Raw genomic sequence first — 22,146 nt, 5'->3', positions numbered from 1 at the left:
TAATTACTCCTTATCAATTTTTTCTTGTTCAGCTTCTTCAAGAGGCTTTAAGTTTAATGATGGGTTCAAATTACCAATGTGACCTGATTCTTTACCCATTGATGGATCAATTTGGACATTGATAATACTTGGACGTCCCGATTCAACTGCTGTAGCAAAAGTATCTTTCATTTCTTGATAATTAGTTACGTAATAGTTATCACCGCCAAAAGCTTTGGCAATTAAATCATATCTGCCAGTTGGATCAAGCGTTGTTGGGCCTAATTGGTTAGGAACAACATTGTCAACACCATTGTAGATACCACCGTTGTTAATAACGACAACAGTAATTGGTAGATTATACCGACACATAGTTTCAACGTCCATACCATCAAAACCAAATGCACTATCTCCATCTAGGGCAACAACATGTTTACCAGTTTCAATAGCAGTGGCAATAGCATAGCCCATCCCAACACCCATTACTCCCCAGGTACCAGTGTCAAGTCGATGACGAGGAAGTTTCATTCCAATCATGTCTCGACCAATATCAAGAGTATTAGCACCTTCACTTACAAGATAAGTATCTGGATGTTCTTGGAAGTACTCGTTAATAGGTTCGATAGCGCCGTAATAACCAAACTCAGGATTAGTTTCACCGGCTTTGATTCTTTTAGCGAATTTTGCATCATTTTTTGCAGTATCTTGAGCAATAGCGTTAAGCCACTCAGAAGGTACCTTATAACCAGTTGCAGTAAGAGCTGGTACTAACTTGTTTAAAATAGAGGTTAAGTCACCTTGAAGTGGAGCAGAAATCTTTTGAGAAGAATCAAATTGAGTTGCATCAATATCTAATTGGATAAATTTTGCATCAGGATTAAATTGTGGTGCATCTCCGTATGAAAGCATCCAGTTTAATCTAGCACCAATTAAAATTACGACATCAGCACCCTTTAATGATAATGAACGAGCTGCAGCTGCAGAGTGTTTATCATCATCAGGTATCAATCCTTTGGCCATAGACATTGGTAGGAATGGAATATCAGTCTTATTAATTAACTCTTGGACTTGTTTTTCAGTTCTATCATAAGCTGCACCTTTACCAAGAATAATTAAAGGTTTTTTAGCTTGTTTAATAATATCAACTGCACGATTAATTGCTTCATCGCTTGGTTCTTGCAGAGGAGCTGGATCAACTAATTTATAGACTCCCATGTTCTTTTCACCGAGATCATTGTTGAGTTGAGCAATAGTATCAGCTGGTAAATCAAGATAAACACCACCGGGTCTGCCAGATACAGCAGTACGAATTGCACGAGCAACTGCTAAACCAACATCTTGTGCTCGATCAACACGATAAGCCTTTTTGCAGAAAGGCTTAGCAACATTGTATTGATCTAATCCTTCATAGTCACCTTGTGCTAAGTCAATAATGTGGCGTTCTGATGATCCAGAAATCATAATTAATGGAAAACAATTCTTAGTAGCTTGAGCTAAAGCAGTTAGTCCATTTAAAAAACCTGGAGCAGATACAGTCATAGCTACACCAGGTTTTTTAGTTAAAAATCCAGCAGCTGCGGCAGCGTCTACGGCAGAGTCTTCACGACGAAAGCCATAATACTTCATTCCCTTTAACTCAGCTAATCTTGCTAAATCTGTGATTGGGATTCCCACAACTCCATATAGGTTGTTAATACCATTTTTTTGTAAAGCGTCAATTAATAAACTGGCACCCGTTCTACTTAGAGAGTCCTCTACCATAACGTACCTCCATAGTAATTATAAATATTACTTTTTTATATAAAGGCGCTATTCCAATAAAGGATGCGCACACTATAATTTATAGCTTTTTTTGAATTGGTTAGCAAGAAAAACACTATAAAAAAACTTATACAACTACACATAAGTTGTTGCTGATATGGCTTGTATATATTACGTGTATTTTAAATACTTTGCCAGCTTTCTCTGATACAACATGTATTATGTATAGCTAAATAAAAATAACTATTTTGCTTAAATTTATAAAATTTTTTGCTTGCTTATCTTTGTATTAGGTTTATATTTGAATTACGATGAAGATAACTCCATCGGGAAATATTAGACTGGTCAGACGGGAAATATTAGACTGGTCAGATTATGAGCGAGGTATAGAGATGATTAGTATCTTAATCAATGACATAATTCCAATTTTGGTGATTATGTTACTAGGCTATCTCTGCGGAAAGTTTTACTTTTTCGATAATGATCAGAGACAAGGATTAAATAAATTAGTTCTTGATATCGCATTACCAGCAGCTTTATTTATTTCAATTGTTAAAGCTACCAGAAAAATGTTTGCGCAAGATATCGTATTAACGTTAATTTCAATTGTTGGTGTGGTAGGACTCTTTATGTTGAGTTATTACTTAGATAAATTGTTTTTCCACAGAACTACACAACAAGCTGCGGTTTGTGCTTTAATTGCTGGTTCTCCAACAATTGGTTTTCTTGGTTTTGCAGTACTAGATCCCATTTATGGAAATAATGCAACAACTAACTTAGTCATTGGAATTGTCTCAATTGTTGTTAATGCAATTACTATTCCATTAGGCTTAGCCTTAATTAATAGGGGACAGGCCTTAACAAAGAAAAAAGCTGCTTCTAATTCAAATAATAAGGGTACAAAAGTAGAAGTAGAAGACATAAAGGGTAAAGGGCCAAACAAGACTAAGAAAAAAGTGATGGTAACTATTCCCGATGGAGTACCGGTTACTGATGCGGAAGCAAAAGCTTTGAAAGAAAAAGGTATAGAACGTGAAATTGATTTAGCATGTGCTGAAATTGCAGATCATGCTGATGAACCACACAAGCAAATGAACCCAACTGTAAAGTCTGTTATCAACGCCATTAAGCAACCAGTTGCTGCAGCGCCACTAATTGCGGTTATTTTCGTGTTAATTGGTATCAGAATTCCTACTTCTTGGGCACCAACTTTTGATTTGATTGCAAAAGCAAATGCTGGTGTTGCCGTTTTAGCAGCGGGACTTGCTTTATCAACAGTTAAGTTTTCAATTAATAAGGAAGTAATTTGGAATACTTTCTTTAGATTATTCTTAACTCCAGCAGTAATTGTTGCAGCTGCCTATATTTGCGGGATGGGATCTGATCCTACTAAGATTTCAATGCTTTGTTTGGCCACTGGATTGCCACCAGCATTTTCTGGAATTATTATTTCTAGCCGTTACAACATTTATGTTAAGGAAGGTGCTAGTTCAGTAGCTGTTTCAACAGTATTCTTTGCAGTAAGTTGTATCTTTTGGATTTGGCTATTACCAATCTTGGCACATATGTTTTAAATAAAAGTTATGTATATAATTAAGAGATAAGATGAGTTCTTATCTCTTTTTTGTTGAGGAATTAAAACATGATAGATAATAAAAATTTGTTGAAGCTCCTAAGAATTGAACTTCAAAAGATGAATAAGGGTGATAAAATTAAATTTTTAACTTATAAAAAAGATCGAAGCATCCTTGTGGAAAAGAGTGGAGATGCTTTTACAGTAGTTGAAAATGGATATCGCCAAATAGTGTGGGAAAATTTAACTGAAATAGAAGTTTTAAAGAGAATGAAAAAATTACAAAAGATAGAATTTCCACGAAGTAACAAATTATATTTAAGTAAGCAAAAATGACAGATTGTAAAAGGCTACAATCTGTCATTTTTGCTTATATTCTATTTAATTTTGATATCTCCATCTTGTGTAGAAGCTGTTAATACATTAGTGCTATTTTTATTCTGTGTAAAAGTATCGCTAGATGAATCACCTTTAACTTTGATGTCCCCATCATCTACATTAAGGTTATAGCCACTAAAATTAGACATAGAGATATGAATATCGCCATCATCTGTGTTTATCTTAAAGCCATTTTTACTATTTAATTTGTTGATAGTGATATCTCCATCGCTGGTATCAATTTTTCCACTTGGAGATTTTAAATTGTTAATATCAATATCTCCATCATCAGTATTCAAAGAAATAGGATTTGTGGTAGCAATGTTTTCCACTTCAATATTACCATCATCTGTTGAAAGATTTAAACTCTTCAATAGGTGTTTTGGTACGGTAATAGTGATAGTAGGATCTCCGTTAATGCGGTGAATACCAGAGGCTGATTGCTTAATTGTTAGACTACCATTCTTTCTGCTAACAGTAGGCTTTAAATTCTTAGGCCCTTCGTATTTAACGTTATATTTATCGCCATATTTAACAGAAATGTCTGTTGCAGTAACAGAGACTTTTAGTTGATTAAAACCTTGATTACTAATAGTAGTTTTAATTTCCGGTTTATTGTTGTTAGAGATAATAATGCTGCAAGCTGAAAGAGTCAGTCCAAGAGAGAGCAGCATAAAAATTAAGGCGAACTTTTTACTAATATTTTTCATAAAAAAATCCTAAGATAATAGTTATGACTAATTATCTTATATTTATTGAGTAAAGTAAATTTAAATGAAAATTGGAGGGAAAGTTAATGAAAAAGATGCCACCAATTCAAAAAATTTTAGAAGCTTACACAGCAATTGTGGATAAACATGTGGAATTAAAAAATAATGAAGCTTTGGTTACCTCATCAAATGGTGCAAAGACCTATACGGTAAGCTGGGAGGATAACATTTACCATTCAAATGACAATGCGACTTATTAGCAAGGTTATGCATGGTATCCGATAATTGCAGTTTTGATGTTGCAAGGGAAAATATCCTTTGATCAAAAATTAGCTGATAATTTTGCATCAGTTAACTGGAATGAAGTGAATGCAAAATTTAAACGTAACTATGCTAAAGCGGCCTCTGAAGTTATCAAGGAAAAAGGATTAGATGAAAAAGAGGTTATGGCTGAACTTGAAAAGGTTTATGGGGCTTTAAAGGATTTACCAATCACGATTAAACGCGGCGCTCTTCGTCCACCTAAGGCTAGTAAGTAATTAAGAATTATGGTAGTTTGCGCCCCAATCATCCATCGCCTTAATAACTGGAAAGAGTGTCTTTCCTAAATCAGTCAAGGAATATTCAGTTTTAGGAGGAACTACCGGATAAACTTTCTTGTTAATAATTTTTGCTTTTTCTAAATCTTTTAATTGGAGAGCTAACATTCTTTTAGAGCAGTCAGGAATTAATTTCTGTAATTCGCTAAAACGGCACACTTTTCTTTGCAATAGATAGTAAATGATAACACTTTTCCACTTTCCGGCAATTATACTTACGGTATTTTCTAGTGAGCAACTAGAAGCAGATAGTTTTTCCATTAATAACATTCCTTTCTGGTGAATAAATTGTGACTAGGTGAAAATAAATTCACGTCTTGTTACTTTTTAAAAGCAAGTTACTATAAGTAAGTGAAATATATAAATACATTAACTTGTAAAACTTATTTTGTAAATAGAGAGGTACAAGCATGAAAACGGAATTTAATAATTTATTAGCAAAACGTCGTTCAATTTATGCACTTGGGGATAATGTAAAAGAAACTCCTGAGGACATTTATACTTTGATTAAGGATACGGTTCGCAATTCTCCAACTGCTTTTAACAGTCAAACTGTGCGTACAGTTGTTTTATTTGGAAAAGCTTCAAATAAGGTATGGGACATTGTTGAAGACAGATTAAAATCTGAGGTACTTGACGAAGAAGCCTTTGCTAAAACAAAAGAAAAAATTGCTACTTTTAGAGCTGGATTTGGCACAATTCTTTTCCTAACTGATACAGCAATTGTGGAAAAGTTAGAAAGAGATTTTCCTCTGTATGCAGATAATTTTGCTGACTGGGCAGAACAAGGCATTGGCGGAGCACAACAAGCTGTTTGGGCTGCTTTAGCTGAACAAAATATTGGTGCAAGTTTGCAGCATTACAATCCATTAATTGATGATGCAATTCATGAAGCCTTTGATTTACCTAAAGAATGGAAACTTCGTGCACAAATGCCATTTGGCTCTATTGAAGCTCCAGCTGGTGAGAAAGATTATCTTGATGAAAATGAAGTATTTAAGTTGATTAAATAATAAAATACATTTTTTCAAGTAATTTCGTTAGGTTAAGATACTGATAAATTTGAACAAACAAGTGAAGTGAGAAGAAATTATTTTCTTCTCACTTTTTATTTTTAGAAAGAAAAAGAACCGAATCATTTGATCCGATTCTAATATTTTTACTTCCAGTCTAAGCAAAGCTCTTGTTTATGCAGTTCTTCAGGCAATTCGTCACGATCAGTTTTATGATTATCTAGCTTAGCGCCAGTGATTTGTTTAGTAAATGAATCAATACAACGATTTGAATCACGTAAATCATAGTAAGTAGTAACTACTTTGTCATAGTCACGTAATTCTTTTACATTGAAGTCCTTATCATATTTTCCTTCAAAACAAGTGAATTTTAATGGTAAACGTGGTTTTAATTGTGGCTTTTGATCAGGCACGCCAACTTGCATCCCTAATACTGGGAAAGTCAATTTAGGTAAATCAAGTGTCTTAAGCATTTCAAGTGGATGATCATTAACTGTTCCAAGTGGTACGTAGCCTAAATCCATACTTTCTACGGCATTAGCGACATTTTGGTAGGCAAGTAAGGTATCTTCCATTGCTTGGAAAAAGATATCAGTAGTATGCACACGACCATCATCCGTGCCAAGTTGTTTTCTAATTTGTTGATTACGATATAAATCAACGACAAAGATGAATAAATCACCTTCTGCACCAACATATTTTTGATTACATAGTTCTCTAATTTTTTTCTTTTGCTCAGGATCAATAATATGTATCAAGCTAGCATTTTGCATAAACATACTAGTTGGAGTTTGTGCAAAAACTGAGTATAAAGTTTCCAATTGTTCCTTATTTAAAGTTGTATCTTTAAATTTTCGAATTGAACGGTGATTTAATTGTGTATCAATAGTTTTGTTATGTATCATTTTTATCCTTCTTGCTAATAATTAGTAAGTATATTATAGCAAATAGTTATTATTTTTTTCTCTTTGTCATTAATTTTGGATAAAAAAAGATGCACAGAAGTATATACTTCTATGCATCTTTGTATGTATTTATTTTCGCCTAATCAAGTAAGTCATATTTTAAGGTCATTAAGCCGTGACCTTCGTTAACCATATTTCCTAGTAATTCAACAGTATTATTGTAAACTGTATCGGCCATTTTTTGATTTGCTTTGTTCAGCTTATCTTGGAGTTCATTGCCAGAGTAGTTTTCAATTTCTTTATCAGTTTCATGTTGAATTTTATGGCATTGAGCAAGACTCTTTTGTTCAAAATCGGCTTCTAATTCACCATAAACACGGAAATTAGTATCACCTAATTGAGCAGTTAGTTTATTCAACCAGAAGATCTTATTTAAATCGAATTTAGGACCAGTCTGGAAGCTTGCTGGAGTGGTAGTGATATTAGTGTAGAAAGGAACCATGCTGTTAAAAGTATTTGGTCCGAATGCTAACCATTGAACACCGGCAATTTCTTCTGGAACGTCATTTCTAATTTGTAAAATATGAGTTTCAAAGTTTCTATTAATACCAATTGGACGGAAGGTCTTCTTTTGTTCAGCTGTACCTTGATCTCCATATGCATCAAAAGGAGTATCTTGATAGTGAGAACTTTCAGCCCATTTAATGTCTTCAATACTAATCTTGCGATTTGCGTGGCAAATGAATGGTTGATCTTGATCACTTGGCTCGCCACCAAAATTAGGATCAAAATAGTTATGGATATACCAAGCACGTGGATTATTGTAGTGCGCATCTTTAATTGTTGAGGAGCCGAAGATATGACGCAAGTTATAGCCCTCAAGGTCTGGATTTAAGTGGTATTCTTCAATTAAATCTTTTAAATCTTCTGATGAAGCAAAATCATCATTATCAAAATAAAATTCATCGATATTTAGACGGTTAGGAGCAATTACGTATGCATCATCTGGAATACGGCGAGCTGCCCAGTGGTGGCCACCAATAGTTTCAAGGTACCAAATTTCGTTTTTATCAGAAAAAGCCATTCCGTTCATTTCGTAAGTACCATACTTTTCAAGGAGATAGCCTACGCGTTCTACACCTTCATAGGCAGAATGAATATATGGCAAAGTTAGAGTCACGAAGTCTTCTTCGCCTAGACCCCCTTTTTCAAGGAGGGGATCAATACCTTGAATTCTTGAATTAGTGGTAATAGTTTCAGTTGCAGTCATAGCAATATTATCTGAATTAATACCAGCAGCAGCCCAAATTCCATTTTCACCTGATGCGTCAGGTGCACTAGTATAGCGAAGAGGATTAGGGAGAAGATCTTCATCGTCGATCTTTTGATGACTAATTACGCTTTCGTAGTGTTTAGGTTGATCAGCTGCCATTACTACATCAAATCGCTCAGGAATAATAGTACGGCCGCCATCTTCACTACGAGCTATCATTGTTGAACCATCAATAGTTGCATCTTTTCCGACTAAGATAGTAGTACATTCGGTTGGTTTCATAAATAAAATCCTTTCTGAATTCTTTACTTACTATTGTACGCGAAAATGTAAGGTCTTAGGAAATAATCTGGCACTAGTTAATGCTTTTCTCGATAGTATTTGGGACTAAGGCCAGTATAGCGTTTAAAAGCTTTTGAAAAAGTAAAGGCATCCGTATACCCGGTAATATTTGCAATTTGCTGAATAGCGTAATTACTGTTTAATAGTTTTTCTTTCGCTTTTTCCATCCGTAATTGGGTAAGAAATGCTTGTGGAGAAAGGTTCAGATTTTTCTTAAAAATGCTGTATAAGTAGCTTCGAGATAGGTCGAGATCATTACATAGAGCACTAATTGTACAAGTAGAATTAGCAGAATTTTGTTCTAAATAATTAACCGCTAGACGCAATTCTTCATTAGCGTTTTTAGCTTTAGAATTTAATTCAGCAGGATATTCGGTGATTAAGTGGTAAAAGAATGTATAGATTAATGACTCAATTAATACATCGCTAGCAAGGGAACTACGGTAGTGAAGTGAATCGAAAAGTTGTTTTAGGCTTTCGTAAGTTTCACTTGTTTGAAGCTGACGTAAATAATATTTTTTAGTCAACTTAGAATTGTCTAGTAATCCCTTGATTTTTACACCTGAAAAACCAATCCAGAAGTATGACCAGGGTTCAGTGCCGTCAGCTTGATAAAAACAAGGTATATCCTTTGGAAGAAGGAAAATATCGCCAGCTTTTAAGTTCACAGCATGGTGATTAGCTACCGAAAAGGTTCCTTTACCTGATTGAATATAGTGAATGACATAGTTGTTACGGACATTATTACCCTTGAAAAAGTAGTTTGGAAGACAATTTTCTTGTCCAAAAAATAAAACTTTAGTCTCAATACTGTGATTGTTTAATGTATGATATTCACCATTCATTGCTCTTATCCTCTTATCAAATTCCCATGTTAATGATGGATATATGTTTTCAAAAATATATTTAGTACTTATAATGATACCACTTTTACGGTAAAACATATCATTATGATTAAAAACAAATTGACATAATCTGACTTAATCTAGCTATTTTGTAAAGCGCATACATTATGCATAATAAATATTGTTGAAAGCGAATACAAAAAACTAAAAGAGGGAAGATTATGAAAGATAAAGATCAGGGAAAAATGTCACTGGGTGCTAGACTAGCATACAGTTTTGGTGCATTTGGTAATGATTCATTTTATGGATTACTATCAGGATATTTAATTATGTTTATTACCTCGCATTTATTTAATACAGGTAATGCGGCTGAAGATGCCAGAATGATCAGTATGGTTACATTGATTATCATGGTGTTAAGAATTGTTGAATTATTTATTGATCCATTTATTGGAAATGCAATTGACAGGACTAAGACCCAGTGGGGCCATTTTAGACCATGGGTTGTAGTTGGTGGTAGCGTTTCAGCTGTGATTTTATTGATATTGTTCACTAACTTAGGCGGACTTTATCAAAAGAATGCAATCTTATACATGATTGTTTTTGCAGTTCTATACATCACAATGGATATCTTTTATTCATTTAAAGATGTTGGCTTTTGGTCAATGCTTCCATCTTTAACAACTAATTCTAGAGAACGAGAAAAAACTGCTACTTATGCTCGTGTAGGATCTACTATTGGTGGTGGGTTAGTTGGAATTCTAGTTATGCCAGCTGTTATCTACTTCTCAGCCCGTCCAACTTCTACGGGGGATGATCGTGGTTGGTTCATTTTTGCAGCAATTATTTGCTCAATTGCATTTGTTTCTGCATGGTGTGTTGGTTTATTTACTAGAGAAGTTAACAGCGATATTCGTAAAAATAAGAAAGATACTAAGGGAATTATTGGTATTTTTAAAGCTTTATCAGGTAATGATCAATTAATGTGGGTTGCACTTGCATACTTATTCTATGGGGTTGCAATTAATATTACTGGATCTCTTGAAGTTTACTATTTTACATATATTATGGGAATGCCAAAAGCATTTTCTATTTTTTCAACGATTAATGTATTCTTAGGAATTATTGCGACGTCATTATTTCCACTTTTATCTAAAAAAATGAGTCGTAAGGCACTCTTTACTTCTTGTTTAGCTGTAATGCTTTGTGGAATGGGATTATTTGCAGTAGCTGGAAGTAATTTACCACTGGTTTTGCTTGCTGCCTCAATTTTTGGCTTTCCACAACCAATGGTATTTTTAATCGTTTTAATGGTTATTACTGACTCAGTTGAATATGGTCAGTTAAAACTTGGGCATCGTGACGAATCACTTGCGTTGTCTGTTCGTCCATTAATTGATAAGTTTGGCGGTGCCGTTTCAAATGGTGTTGTTGGTCAAATTGCGATTATGGCTGGGATGACTACTGGTGCTACTGCTTCTTCAATTACAGCAGCTGGTAAGCTTAATTTTAAAATAATGATGTTCGCTGTACCTGCTGTTATGCTTGTAATTGCAATTTTAATTTTTGCAAGTAAGGTTATTTTAAGTGAAAAGAAACATGCAGAAATCGTAGCTGAGCTTGAAAAGACCTGGGGCAAGAAATTTGATAAGGATAGTGATAATGATGTTGATAGTGATGTCCTCATTGCCACTCCAATTTCTGGTGAATTGATAAATTTAAACCAGGTTAATGACAAAACATTCTCATCTGGATCAGTTGGACAAGGCTTTGCAATTAAGCCAAGTGATGGAAAGGTCCTGGCTCCATTTGATGCGACAGTTAGACAGGTCTTTACTACAAGACATGCAGTTGGGCTAGTTGGTGATAACGGGGTAGTTCTATTAATTCATATTGGACTTGGAACGGTAGAACTAAACGGAACTGGATTTGTATCATATGTTGAACAGGGTCAAAGGGTAAAGAAGGGCCAAGAATTAATTGAATTCTGGGACCCTACTATTAAAAAGGCTGGTCTAGATGACACGGTTATTGTAATAGTAACAAATTCTGGTAAGTTTTCAGATATTGACTTAATGGCGAAAACTGGTCAAGCCGTACAAGCAGAAGATAATATTTTAGAATTAAAAGTAAAGAAGGAAGAGCCAGTATTAGGAGGCGGAGAAGTTGAACCAACTAATTAATTTTGATAAAAAAAATAAAGTTTTTCATTTACATAATGATCAAATTTCATACTTATTAGCAGTTGAAGATGGAAATACACTTGCTCACGTGTATTTTGGTAAAACAATTAAACAATATCATGGGCAATTACGCTATCCGCGAGTAGACCGAGGCTTTTCTGGTAATTTACCGGGCTCACTAGATAGAACTTTTTCACGTGATTCTTTACCAAAAGAATACAGTACAGCTGGTGAAATGGATTACCATACTCCAGCAGCAGTAGTTCGCCAAAAGGATGGATCTAACGCACTATTTTTGACTTACCAAGATTATAAAATTGTAGCAGGTAAGCCAGATTTAGCAGGATTGCCACATTCCTTTGTTGAAAATAATGATGAAGCTGAAACTTTAATTATCAATTTACTTGATGAAAAGAGCAAAGTTGAATTTAAATTAGCTTATACAATTTATCGCGATTACCCCGTACTCACGCGCTCAGTAAAAGTTGTTAATGAGGGTGAGAAAGCAGTTAACATTGAAAAAGTTGCTTCAATGCAAATCGACTTTGTAGACCGTGACTTTGAATCAATTACCTTACCTGGTGCTCATGCACATGAAAGACGAGTAGAACGTAGCGAAATTAATCAAGGTATTCATGTCTATTCTAGTCATCGTGGTACTTCTAGTCATCAAATGAATCCATTTATGGCTTTAGTTGATAAAGCTACTACTGAATTTTCTGGGGATGCTTATGGTTTTGCCTTTGTTTACTCCGGTAATCACAAATTTGAAGTAGAAAAAGATCAATTTGCACAAACCCATGTCAATATCGGTATTGATGATTTCAACTTTAGCTGGGAACTAACACCAAATTCTAGTTTCCAAACTCCAGAAGTATTGGTGACATATTCTGCTCAAGGCTTGAACAAGATGAGTCAAGCATTCCACAGTTTAATTCATGATCGTGTTATTAGAAGTAAGTATAAAGATCAAGTTCGACCAATTTTAGTAAATAACTGGGAAGCTACCTATTTTGATTTTGACGAAGAAGAATTGAAGCCAATTGTTGATGATGCGAAGGAAATGGGCATTGAAATGTTTGTTCTTGATGATGGTTGGTTTGGCCATCGTGATGATGATAATTCTTCATTAGGAGACTGGAGTGTTTTTGAAAAGAAATTCCCACATGGATTAGACCATTTTGCGGATTATGTTCATGAACAAGGATTAAAATTTGGTCTTTGGTTTGAACCGGAAATGATTTCAATGGATTCAAACTTATATCAAGAGCATCCTGACTATTTAATGCATGTTCCAGGAAGAACTCCAAGTCCATCTCGTAATCAATATGTTCTTGATCTAGGTAGAAAAGAAGTTCGTGACAATATCTTTGAGCAAATGAACAAAATTCTTGAATCAGGAAAGATTGATTATATCAAGTGGGATATGAATCGTCACTTGTCAGATATTTATGAAGCAGATTTACCAGCTGCAAGACAGGGTGAAACTTACCACCGTTATGTCTTAGGACTCTATGACTTGCTTGAAAGATTAGTTAATTCTTATCCAGATCTATTAATTGAAGGTTGTTCTGGCGGAGGCGGACGCTTTGACGCTGGTATGGCATACTACAACCCACAAATTTGGGCTAGTGATGATAGTGACGCAATTGATAGATTAAGTATTCAATATGGTACTAGTTTAGCTTATCCACAATCAATGATGACTTCTCATGTTTCAGTTAGTCCAAATGAACAAAATGGTCGAATTACACCATTTAAGACACGTGGAATTGTAGCAATGTGGGGTGATTTAGGTTATGAACTTGATTTAACTAAGATGAGCAAAGAGGATCGTCAAGCAGTTAAAGAGCAGGTGGCAGAATATAAAAAAATTAGAGAAGTTACTCAGTATGGCACTTTTTATCGGTTAAAGAGTGCTCAAACCAGTAATCAATGTGCCTGGGAAACTGTTTCGAAAGATAAAACTGAAGCTGTTTTATCAGTAGTTAAAGTAATGGCAAGTGCTCAGCCATATTTAACTAAGACCAAGATGGTCGGACTTGCCCCAGAAAAGTACTATGAAGATCAAAATACTCATGAGGTATACGGCGGAGATGAATTGATGAATTTAGGAATTTATGATCCAGTTGAACACGGTGATTTCAAGGCCTATATTTATCACTTTAAAGCAATAGATTAGGAATATAGTAATGGCAATTTCAAATAAAGTAATGCTCATAACCTATCCAGATAGTTTAGGTAAAAATATTAAAGATTTAGATGACGTACTGCACACAGACTTAAAAGGTGCTGTTGGAGGAGTTCACTTGTTACCATTCTTTCCCTCAACTGGTGACCGCGGCTTTGCTCCAACGGATTATTCAATGGTTGATCCTCAATTTGGGGACTGGTCGGACGTTGAAAAGTTAGGCGAAGAATACTATCTTATGTTTGATTTTATGATTAATCATATTTCTCGCCAGTCTAAATATTACCGTAACTTTCAAAAAAATAAGGATCAAAGTCCATATGCTGATTTATTTTTGAGTTGGGATAAGTTCTGGCCTAAGAATCGACCAACGCAAAAAGATATTGACCTTATTTACAAGAGAAAAGATCGTGCTCCATATCAGGAAATTATTTTTGCGGATGGAAGTAAGGAAAAACTCTGGAATACTTTCGGTGAAGAGCAAATTGATCTTGATGTTCGCAAAGATGTAACTAAACAGTTTATTAAGCAGACTTTAAATAATTTAATTGATCATGGCAGTGACATCATTCGACTAGATGCGTTTGCTTATGCTGTTAAGAAGCTAGATACTAATGACTTTTTCGTAGAACCAGAAATTTGGGATCTATTGAAAGAAGTTCAAGATGATATTTCAGCTAAAGGCGCGCTAATTTTGCCTGAAATTCATGAACACTATTCAATGCCATTTAAGATTGCAAGACATGGTTACTTTATTTATGATTTTGCCTTACCAATGGTGGTGCTTTATTCACTATATAGCGGTAAAAGTCAGCGTCTTGCTTCATGGCTAAAAAAGAGTCCAATGAAGCAGTTTACGACATTAGATACTCATGATGGAATTGGTGTAGTAGATGCTCGTGATATCTTAACTCCGAATGAGATAGAATACACAAGCAATGAATTGTATAAGGTCGGCGCTAATGTTAAAAAGAAATACTCAAGTGCGGAATATCATAACCTCGATATTTATCAAATAAACTCTACTTTCTACTCTGCACTTGGTGATGATGATAAAAAATACTTTATGGCTCGACTTTTACAAGTATTTGCACCTGGAATTCCCCAAGTCTATTATGTTGGAATGCTTGCTGGTAAAAATGATATTGAACTTCTTGAAAAGACAAAAGAAGGTCGAAATATTAATCGTCATTATTATAGTCGTGAAGAAATTCATGAAGAAGTTCAACGTCCTGTTGTTAGTTCTTTAATTAACTTATTAAGATTTAGAAATAATGAAGCGGCATTTGATTTGAATGGAAGTATTGAGGTTACTACTCCTACTGAAAATGAAATTCATATTATCCGTTTGAATCAGGACAAAACACGAAAAGCAGAATTACGTGCAAACTTAGAAACCTTAGCTTATAAAGTGTTAGTGAATGGGCGAGAGATGGCTTTTTAATACAAACTATAAATATTTTTGAAGAAGAATTAGGTAGAAATTGCTTAATTCTTTTTTTTGAAGCAGATCTAGAAACTAAGTTTATAGACAATATAAGGTATAATTTGATTAATGAAAAAATTCTGCAAGCATGGGAGGAATTTATAGATGAATTATGGAGAAAAATCACCTGCACTTTGGGATGCAATTAAAAGTGAAGAGAAAAGACAAGAAGATACAATTGAATTAATTGCATCAGAAAATATTGTTTCCGATTCTGTCAGAGAAGCACAGGGATCTGTTCTCACCAATAAATACGCAGAAGGATATCCGGGAAAGAGATATTATGGTGGCTGTCAATATATTGATAAGGTAGAACAATTGGCAATTGACTATGCCAAAAAATTATTTAATGCAGAATATGCCAATGTTCAGCCTCATTCTGGTTCACAGGCAAACATGACAGTTTATAATGCTTTGTTAAAGCCAGGAGATACAATTTTAGGAATGGGTATGGATGCTGGTGGGCATCTTACGCATGGGGCGAAGGTTAACTTTTCAGGGAAAATTTTTAATTCTATTAGTTATGACCTAAATCCTGAAACTGAAGAATTGGATTTTGAGCGAATTAGACAGATTGCTATAGAGAAGAAGCCAAAATTAATTATTGCTGGCGCTTCTGCTTATAGCAGAATTATTGATTGGCAGAAGTTTCGTGATATTGCGGATGAAGTTGGTGCCTATCTAATGGTTGATATGGCGCATATTGCAGGCTTAGTTGCAACTGGAGCACATCCGAGCCCAATTCCTATAGCTGACGTTGTTACAACAACCACACATAAAACTTTACGTGGTCCGCGTGGAGGGATGATTTTATCTAACAATAAAGAATTAGGGAAGAAAATTGATTCAGCTCTCTTTCCAGGAACGCAAGGTGGACCATTAGAGCATGTTATTGCTGCAAAGGCTCAAGCTTTTTATGAAGATTTACAGCCAGAATTTACTCAATACATTGATCAAGTAATTAAGAATTCAAAAGCCATGGCTGAAGAATTTAAAAATAGCAAAAATATTCGCGTGGTTTCAGGTGGAACTGATAATCACTTGATGATTATTGATATTACCAAGACCGGCGTAACAGGAAAAGATGCCCAAAATTTACTAGACTCTGTGAATATTACGACTAACAAAGAATCTATTCCTGGCGATAAACGAAGTCCATTTATTACTAGTGGATTGAGAATTGGAACACCAGCAATAACTAGTCGGGGCTTTAAGGAATCTGATGCTAAAGAAGTTGCTAAAATAATTATTGAAGTTTTGGATAATCCTGAAGATGCAGGAGTCCTAGCTCAGGCAAAAGAAAGAGTTAAGGGGTTAATTCAGAGATATCCGATCAAATAAAAGCTATTGACAGAAAAATATAAGCCAATTACAATATAATTAAATTTTTTAAGGAGTAGTTAATTATGAATACACAAGCTAAGTTTATGAAAAATAATCGTTGGCAAGGCCAGTAAATCAGGTTGTTAAGCAAGATGCAACCTGAAAGATTCAGATTGTATCTGTGCTGGCTGTGTATTTATTGTGGTCTGCATGGAGTAACATGCAGACCTTTTTCTTTTTGTGATAAAAAAGTAACAGGAATCTGCATGTGAAAGTAGATTCCTGTTTTTTTGGAGAAAAATTATGAAAAGAATGTATGGATTAATTGTAATTTTGGTAGCTTTTTTAACCATAGCTTTTTTTGGAGAGAATAAACAGAAAGAAGAAAATAATAAAATTCCCCGGGTTGGTGTATTAACTCTTATGCGTCACCCAGCTCTTGATGAGATATATCGCGGCTTTCGAGATGAATTGAAAGAGGAAGGCTACGTAAATGGAAAAAATATCAAAATTGACTATCAAAATGCAAATAATGATCAGAGTAATTTACGTACGATGGCAACAAAACTAACTGATGAGCGATCAAGAGTATTAGTTGGAATTACTACTCCAGCTGCCCAAGCATTGGCGAATACAACGAATAAAATTCCAATAGTTTTAGGTGCTGTAACAAGTCCAAAAATTAGTGGACTAGTAAAAAATGAAAGACATCCCGAAAAAAATATTACTGGTGTATCAGATGCTGCTCCAATTAAGCAACAATTAGATTTAATTAGGGAGTTTTTACCCAATTTAAAAACTTTAGGAGTAATTTATACTTCTAGTGATTCTTCTGCAGTTAGCGGCTTTCACGAGATTGAACGTGAATGTAAAAAGAGAAAAATACCTTTAAAATCTTTCTCAATTGCAAATAGTAACGATCTTAATCAAGTTTCAGAGCAGATGTTTAGTCAAGTAGATGCCGTCATTGTACCAACTGATAACACAATTGCTGGAGCGATGGAAACATTAGTTAAAAATGGTAATGCTGCTAAAAAGCTAATTTTCCCTGCTGCAGCTAATATGGTAAAACAAGGCGGTCTTGCAACTTATAGTGTTAATCAATATGAGTTAGGAAAAATGACTGGAAGGATGACTATTGAAATTTTAAAGGGTAAAAAAGTTAGTTCTTTACCAATCGAAAGAGTGAAAAAGGGAGAACCAGTTGTTAATTTAAAAGAAGCCAGAGAATTAAATCTTCACGTACCTAAACGATTTTTAGAAGAATGTCAGAAAAAAGGAGTTGTATATAGATGAACTTGATCGTATCTGCTATTGGCCAGGGTTTGCTATGGGCTTTGCTTGGCTTAGGATTATATTTGACATTTAGAATTTTGAATTTTGCTGATATGACCGTAGAAGGAACCTTTCCATTGAGTGCAGCTGTTGCAGTAGCTAATATTTCACACGGAATGTCCCCATACTTAGCTACTTTCTTAGCCCTTTTGGCTGGAATGGCAGCAGGTTTAGTAACGGGATTATTGTATACAAAAGGAAAAATTCCAATTCTACTTGCTGGTATTTTAACAATGACGGCAATTTATTCTATTAATTTAAGAATTATGGGCGGTTCTAATATTTCACTGATTGGTAAGAAGACATTACTCAACAATGAATTTTTAGAAAATTTACCGCAATATTTTAATAGTGTTGCTTTGGGTATTGTTATTGTAGTAGTGATTACTGGAATTTTAATTTTCTTTTTAAATACAGATTTTGGCCAAGCTTTTATTGCTACCGGAGATAACCCGAGTATGGCAAAATCATTAGGAATTCACACAGACTTTATGGTAATTATAGGATTGATGCTATCAAATGGAATAGTTGCCTTATGTGGAGCATTAATTGCGCAAAATAATGGTTATGCTGATATTAATATGGGAATTGGAACTATTGTTATTGCTTTAGCTTCAATTATTATTGGTGAAGTAGCTTTTGGAGAATTAACCTTAAATCAGCGTTTAGTAGCTGTAACTTTAGGTAGTATTATCTATCGTTTGATTTTACTCGCTGTACTGCAACTTGGATTTTCAGCTAATGATTTAAATTTAATCTCTTCAATTGTCTTAGCTCTATGTATGATGCTTCCGCAGTTAGAAAAGTTTTTACATTTGAAAAAGCCAGTAGAAAGAGGTGTGAAAAAGCATGACTAAGCCAATTTTAGAATTAAAAGATGTCCAAACAACTGTTAAAACAGCTGATGGTGAAATTGTTCCAATTTTAAAAGGAATTAATTTAGAAATTAGACCTGGAGATTTTATTACTATAATTGGGACAAATGGAGCGGGTAAGTCTACACTTTTTAATACGATTGCGGGTAGTTTAAAACCTGATAGTGGTATTCTTCGGCATAATGGGCAAGATATTACTAAAATGAGTGAAGAAAAGCGGACACAATTTATTGGACGAGTTTTTCAAGATCCTAAGATGGGGACGGCTCCGCGAATGACGGTGGCAGAAAATTTATTACTAGCAACAAAACGGGGAAAGAGAAGATTTTTAAAGATTAGAAGACTTAAGCAAAACTTACCTCGTTTTAAAAAGCTAGCTGCAGTTATGAATAATGGCTTAGAGAATCGTTTAAATACGTTTGTGGAGGGCTTATCTGGAGGCCAAAGACAAGCTTTGAGCTTCTTGATGGCTACAATAGAAAAGCCCGATATTTTGTTATTAGATGAGCATACAGCAGCTTTAGATCCTCATACTAGTGAAAATCTACTAGCAGTAACTGATAAGCAAATTAAAGAAAATAAATTAACTGCCTTAATGATTACACATCACATGGAGGATGCTTTAAAATATGGAAATCGTCTTTTAGTGTTAAAGGATGGTAAAGTTAAAGCAGATATTAGTGAAGAAGAAAAAAGAAATTTAAAAGTAAGTGATCTTTATAGCTATTTTGAAGATTGATCTAAAACCTAGGGCTGGTTGTCGGTTCTAGGTTTTTTAGTTAAAATAATTTTTAATTGTTTTAACTATAGATTTAAGTTTTATAAAGAAGGGATGGAAGAGATGTGAATAAGGGACACAAAATAAGTTTATTTTCAGCAATAATGCTAGCCCTTAATTCGTTGATCGGATCCGGATGGCTTTTTGGCTCAGGTTCGGCAGCAAAAATTGCCGGCCCAGCGGCTATCTTATCTTGGATCATTGGTGCAGTTATTATTATTGCAATCGCCTTAACCTATGTTGAACTAGGAACTATGTTTCCTGAAAGTGGGGGAATGAGCAAATATGCTCAATATAGCCATGGTCCCATGCTTGGTTTTATCGCTGCCTGGGCGAATTGGATTTCTTTGGTAACCTTGGTGCCAATGGAGGCAGTTGCGGCTGTTCAATACATGAGTTCTTGGCCATGGAAGTGGGCAAACTGGACACATCACTTTATGCAAGACGGAAATATAACTACACCTGGGTTATTATTGGTATTTGTATTCATGATTATTTTTACTTTAATTAACTTCTGGTCAATTAAAATCATGACGCACTTTACTAACTTAATTTCTGTTTTTAAAGTACTCTTGCCTACGATAACAATTATTATGCTGTTTGCATCTAGTTTTCATCCTGCTAACTTTGGTCACGATGTAAAAACATTTATGCCTTATGGAAGTAGAGCCATCTTTGAAGCAGCTTCTGGCGCTGGTATCATTATGTCTTATGACGCATTTCAGACAATAATTAATATTGGTGGTGAATTAAAGAATCCTCGAAAGAACATTATTCGTGGAGTTTTAATTTCCATGTTTGTGACAGCTGCAATTTATATTCTGCTTCAAGTAGCCTTTATTGGAGCAGTTGATCCAGCAATGCTTGCTAAAAACTCCTGGCATGGAATTGATTTTGCGTCCCCATTTGCAGATATTGCAATCCTTTTAGGAATTAATTGGCTTGTGATTTTACTTTATATGGATGCTTTTGTTTCGCCTTTTGGGACTGGAGTAGCTTTTGTCGCAACAGCATCAAGAGCACTTGCTGCAATGACATATACAAAACACTTACCAGCTTGGTTAGGGAGACTTAATAGACGCTATCTAGTGCCTCGTTTTGCGATGATTGCAGATTTAATTTTGGCAATGATTTTAGTAAGTGTCTTTAGGAACTGGAATTTACTTGCAACAGTAATTACTTGTGCAACTTTGATTGCTTATTTAACTGGTCCAGTTACTACTATTACTTTGAGAAAAATAGCACCAGATTTGGAAAGACCATATAAACCTAATTATATGCGCTGGTTTGCTCCTTTAACTTTTGTATTAACTAGTTTAGCTATTTATTGGACGATGTGGCCAACAACAATTCAAGTTATTTTGGTTATTCTTGTGGGAATTCCAATTTATTTCTATTATGAAGTTAAATATCAAAAGAAAGATTTTAAATCGCAGTTTAAGCATGCTGCTTGGCTTTTAGGGTATTTAGTATTTATTTCTATTATGTCTTATTGTGGTAGCGACGGCTTTGGTGGACAAAACTGGATTAAATATCCGTGGGATTTTCTGTTGATTGCAATTGTCTCCTTGATCTTCTATAAAGTTGCAATTGATACAGGACTAGAAAAAATTGATCCGGCAGCGATAAAAGTAAACGAAAAAATTAAGCTTAAGAATGACTAAAATTAAGTACACTAGTATAAATTAGCTTGAATTATAGTTAGAAAGGTGCTATCCTTAACTAGTCGTAAAATAATCTATGATCTGAAATATTGGTCATGGCAAAGGAGTATTAAACAATGAGAAAAGGGATTCATCCAGATTACCAAGAAGTTGTTTTCATGGACTCAGCAACTGGTGCTAAGTTCGTAGCTGGTTCTACTTTAAAACCAGAAGAAACAGTTGAATTCGAAGGTAAGACTTACCCATTAGTTCGTGTTGAAATTTCTTCAGATTCTCACCCATTCTACACTGGCAAGCAAAAGTTTGCACAAGCAGATGGTCGTATCGAAAAATTCAACAAGAAGTACGGTATGTCTTCAAAGAACTAATAATTCTTGGTTTTTACCAAAAGAGCAGCCCACTTTGGACTGCTCTTTTTCTACGTAAAGTCAAGTGCCATAAGGCATTTGGCTTTTATTTTTGATCAAGTTGTTTAACTTTCTAAATAAACAGGTCAATTTATTTGGAAATTAATCCAAGACAAATAAGCTTATTAAAATAGTTTTTTAATAAGCTAGAAGAGTATAATAAATCTGATCGATTAATTACGATAAAAGTCTTTTTTGATTATGTTTGGCTACGTCGTAATCATATAGTTGATCAGTTTGTGTATAGAGGCAATAGCTATCTTTTTGAACCCTTTGGTTTGAGAGGATAGCTTTTTGTTTTCATAGTAATCAGCTATATGACAGTGCTGTGTTTTAGCTGCCTGGTCGATTTGGTCGATAGCCCGATAAAGAATCTTACGTGCTACGGCATTACCATGCTTAGTAATGCTTAAACTGGCGTCCATTTCACCAGATTGATAACGTCCCGGATCAATTCCAATAAAAGCATTGATTTTGTTAGGATTACTAAATCTGCGTAAGTCTCCTAATTCTCCTAGTTAAGCAT

18 protein-coding genes and 2 pseudogenes are annotated in these 22,146 nt (G+C 34.6%); 13 read left to right on the top strand and 7 right to left on the bottom strand.

Annotated features, from left to right (window positions below):
* Window positions 1–3 precede the first annotated feature (3 nt).
* Window positions 4–1,740: an oxalyl-CoA decarboxylase gene (gene oxc, locus HMPREF0528_RS06085; RefSeq protein ID WP_004895954.1), complete on the bottom strand. Its 1,737-nt coding sequence runs from the start codon at window positions 1,738–1,740 to the stop codon at window positions 4–6.
* A gap of 392 nt (window positions 1,741–2,132) precedes the next feature.
* Here oxc and HMPREF0528_RS06080 point away from each other — a divergent pair, with 392 nt between their 5' ends.
* Window positions 2,133–3,314, top strand: a complete 1,182-nt coding sequence (locus HMPREF0528_RS06080) for an AEC family transporter (protein WP_034525273.1) — start codon at window positions 2,133–2,135, stop codon at window positions 3,312–3,314.
* Between the two features lie 68 nt (window positions 3,315–3,382).
* Window positions 3,383–3,649 (top strand): hypothetical protein, encoded by a 267-nt coding sequence (locus tag HMPREF0528_RS06075; RefSeq protein WP_004895952.1) that lies wholly within the window; start codon window positions 3,383–3,385, stop codon window positions 3,647–3,649.
* Between the two features lie 41 nt (window positions 3,650–3,690).
* On the opposite strand, the gene HMPREF0528_RS06070 is transcribed toward HMPREF0528_RS06075, so the two are convergent.
* Entirely contained in the window at window positions 3,691–4,401 is a 711-nt protein-coding gene (locus HMPREF0528_RS06070) for a DUF4097 family beta strand repeat-containing protein (protein WP_004895951.1), read from the bottom strand.
* Between the two features lie 86 nt (window positions 4,402–4,487).
* Between HMPREF0528_RS06070 and HMPREF0528_RS09750 the strand changes: the two are divergent.
* Window positions 4,488–4,940, top strand: a pseudogene (locus tag HMPREF0528_RS09750) (UCP014422 family protein).
* Here the strand turns inward: HMPREF0528_RS09750 and HMPREF0528_RS06060 are convergent.
* A complete protein-coding gene (locus HMPREF0528_RS06060; protein ID WP_004895948.1) occupies window positions 4,941–5,261 on the bottom strand; it encodes a winged helix-turn-helix transcriptional regulator in 321 nt (106 codons plus the stop codon).
* Window positions 5,262–5,410: 149 nt separating this feature from the next.
* On the opposite strand from HMPREF0528_RS06060, the gene HMPREF0528_RS06055 reads away from it, so the two are divergent.
* Window positions 5,411–6,013 carry a nitroreductase family protein gene (locus HMPREF0528_RS06055; protein WP_004895947.1) on the top strand — a complete coding sequence of 201 codons (603 nt, stop codon included), beginning with the start codon at window positions 5,411–5,413 and terminating at the stop codon, window positions 6,011–6,013.
* 146 nt (window positions 6,014–6,159) lie between these two features.
* Here the strand turns inward: HMPREF0528_RS06055 and HMPREF0528_RS06050 are convergent, their stop codons facing one another.
* The 3 genes from HMPREF0528_RS06050 to HMPREF0528_RS06040 form a co-directional block, all read right to left on the bottom strand.
* A complete protein-coding gene (locus tag HMPREF0528_RS06050) occupies window positions 6,160–6,918 on the bottom strand; it encodes an NADPH-dependent oxidoreductase (protein ID WP_004895946.1) in 759 nt (252 codons plus the stop codon).
* Window positions 6,919–7,057: 139 nt separating this feature from the next.
* Window positions 7,058–8,473 carry a C69 family dipeptidase gene (locus tag HMPREF0528_RS06045; protein WP_004895945.1) on the bottom strand — a complete coding sequence of 472 codons (1,416 nt, stop codon included), beginning with the start codon at window positions 8,471–8,473 and terminating at the stop codon, window positions 7,058–7,060.
* Between the two features lie 77 nt (window positions 8,474–8,550).
* Window positions 8,551–9,378 carry an AraC family transcriptional regulator gene (locus HMPREF0528_RS06040; RefSeq protein WP_034525272.1) on the bottom strand — a complete coding sequence of 276 codons (828 nt, stop codon included), beginning with the start codon at window positions 9,376–9,378 and terminating at the stop codon, window positions 8,551–8,553.
* A 221-nt stretch (window positions 9,379–9,599) separates the two neighbouring features.
* Between HMPREF0528_RS06040 and HMPREF0528_RS06035 the strand changes: the two genes are divergently transcribed.
* The 9 genes from HMPREF0528_RS06035 (at window position 9,600) to HMPREF0528_RS05995 (ending at window position 21,581) form a co-directional block, all read left to right on the top strand.
* A complete protein-coding gene (locus HMPREF0528_RS06035) occupies window positions 9,600–11,561 on the top strand; it encodes a sugar MFS transporter (protein ID WP_004895943.1) in 1,962 nt (653 codons plus the stop codon).
* On the top strand, window positions 11,545–13,743 hold the full coding sequence (locus HMPREF0528_RS06030; RefSeq protein ID WP_004895942.1) for an alpha-galactosidase: 2,199 nt from the start codon (window positions 11,545–11,547) through the stop codon (window positions 13,741–13,743). Before HMPREF0528_RS06035 ends, HMPREF0528_RS06030 begins: the two co-directional genes overlap by 17 nt.
* Window positions 13,744–13,753: 10 nt before the next feature.
* Window positions 13,754–15,196 (top strand): sucrose phosphorylase, encoded by a 1,443-nt coding sequence (gene gtfA / locus HMPREF0528_RS06025; RefSeq protein ID WP_004895941.1) that lies wholly within the window; start codon window positions 13,754–13,756, stop codon window positions 15,194–15,196.
* Window positions 15,197–15,343: 147 nt separating this feature from the next.
* Window positions 15,344–16,579: a serine hydroxymethyltransferase gene (gene glyA / locus HMPREF0528_RS06020; RefSeq protein WP_004895940.1), complete on the top strand. Its 1,236-nt coding sequence runs from the start codon at window positions 15,344–15,346 to the stop codon at window positions 16,577–16,579.
* A gap of 285 nt (window positions 16,580–16,864) precedes the next feature.
* Entirely contained in the window at window positions 16,865–17,857 is a 993-nt protein-coding gene (trpX, locus tag HMPREF0528_RS06015; RefSeq protein WP_004895939.1) for a tryptophan ABC transporter substrate-binding protein, read from the top strand.
* Window positions 17,854–18,753, top strand: coding sequence for an ABC transporter permease (locus tag HMPREF0528_RS06010; RefSeq protein WP_004895938.1), 900 nt, complete (start codon window positions 17,854–17,856; stop codon window positions 18,751–18,753). Before trpX ends, HMPREF0528_RS06010 begins: the two co-directional genes overlap by 4 nt.
* Window positions 18,746–19,510 carry an ABC transporter ATP-binding protein gene (locus HMPREF0528_RS06005; protein WP_004895937.1) on the top strand — a complete coding sequence of 255 codons (765 nt, stop codon included), beginning with the start codon at window positions 18,746–18,748 and terminating at the stop codon, window positions 19,508–19,510. Before HMPREF0528_RS06010 ends, HMPREF0528_RS06005 begins: the two co-directional genes overlap by 8 nt.
* Window positions 19,511–19,614: 104 nt before the next feature.
* Window positions 19,615–21,213: an APC family permease gene (locus HMPREF0528_RS06000; RefSeq protein WP_004895936.1), complete on the top strand. Its 1,599-nt coding sequence runs from the start codon at window positions 19,615–19,617 to the stop codon at window positions 21,211–21,213.
* A 116-nt stretch (window positions 21,214–21,329) separates the two neighbouring features.
* Window positions 21,330–21,581 (top strand): type B 50S ribosomal protein L31, encoded by a 252-nt coding sequence (locus HMPREF0528_RS05995; protein ID WP_004895935.1) that lies wholly within the window; start codon window positions 21,330–21,332, stop codon window positions 21,579–21,581.
* 216 nt (window positions 21,582–21,797) lie between these two features.
* Here the strand turns inward: HMPREF0528_RS05995 and HMPREF0528_RS09090 are convergent.
* Window positions 21,798–22,138, bottom strand: a pseudogene (locus tag HMPREF0528_RS09090) (transposase); the annotation flags it as partial.
* Window positions 22,139–22,146 lie beyond the last annotated feature (8 nt).

The organism is Lactobacillus johnsonii ATCC 33200, assembly GCF_000159355.1.
Lineage (GTDB): Bacteria > Bacillota > Bacilli > Lactobacillales > Lactobacillaceae > Lactobacillus > Lactobacillus johnsonii.
The sequence above is the reverse complement of the archived record's forward strand: the minus strand, read 5'-3'. Positions and strand labels throughout refer to the sequence as shown.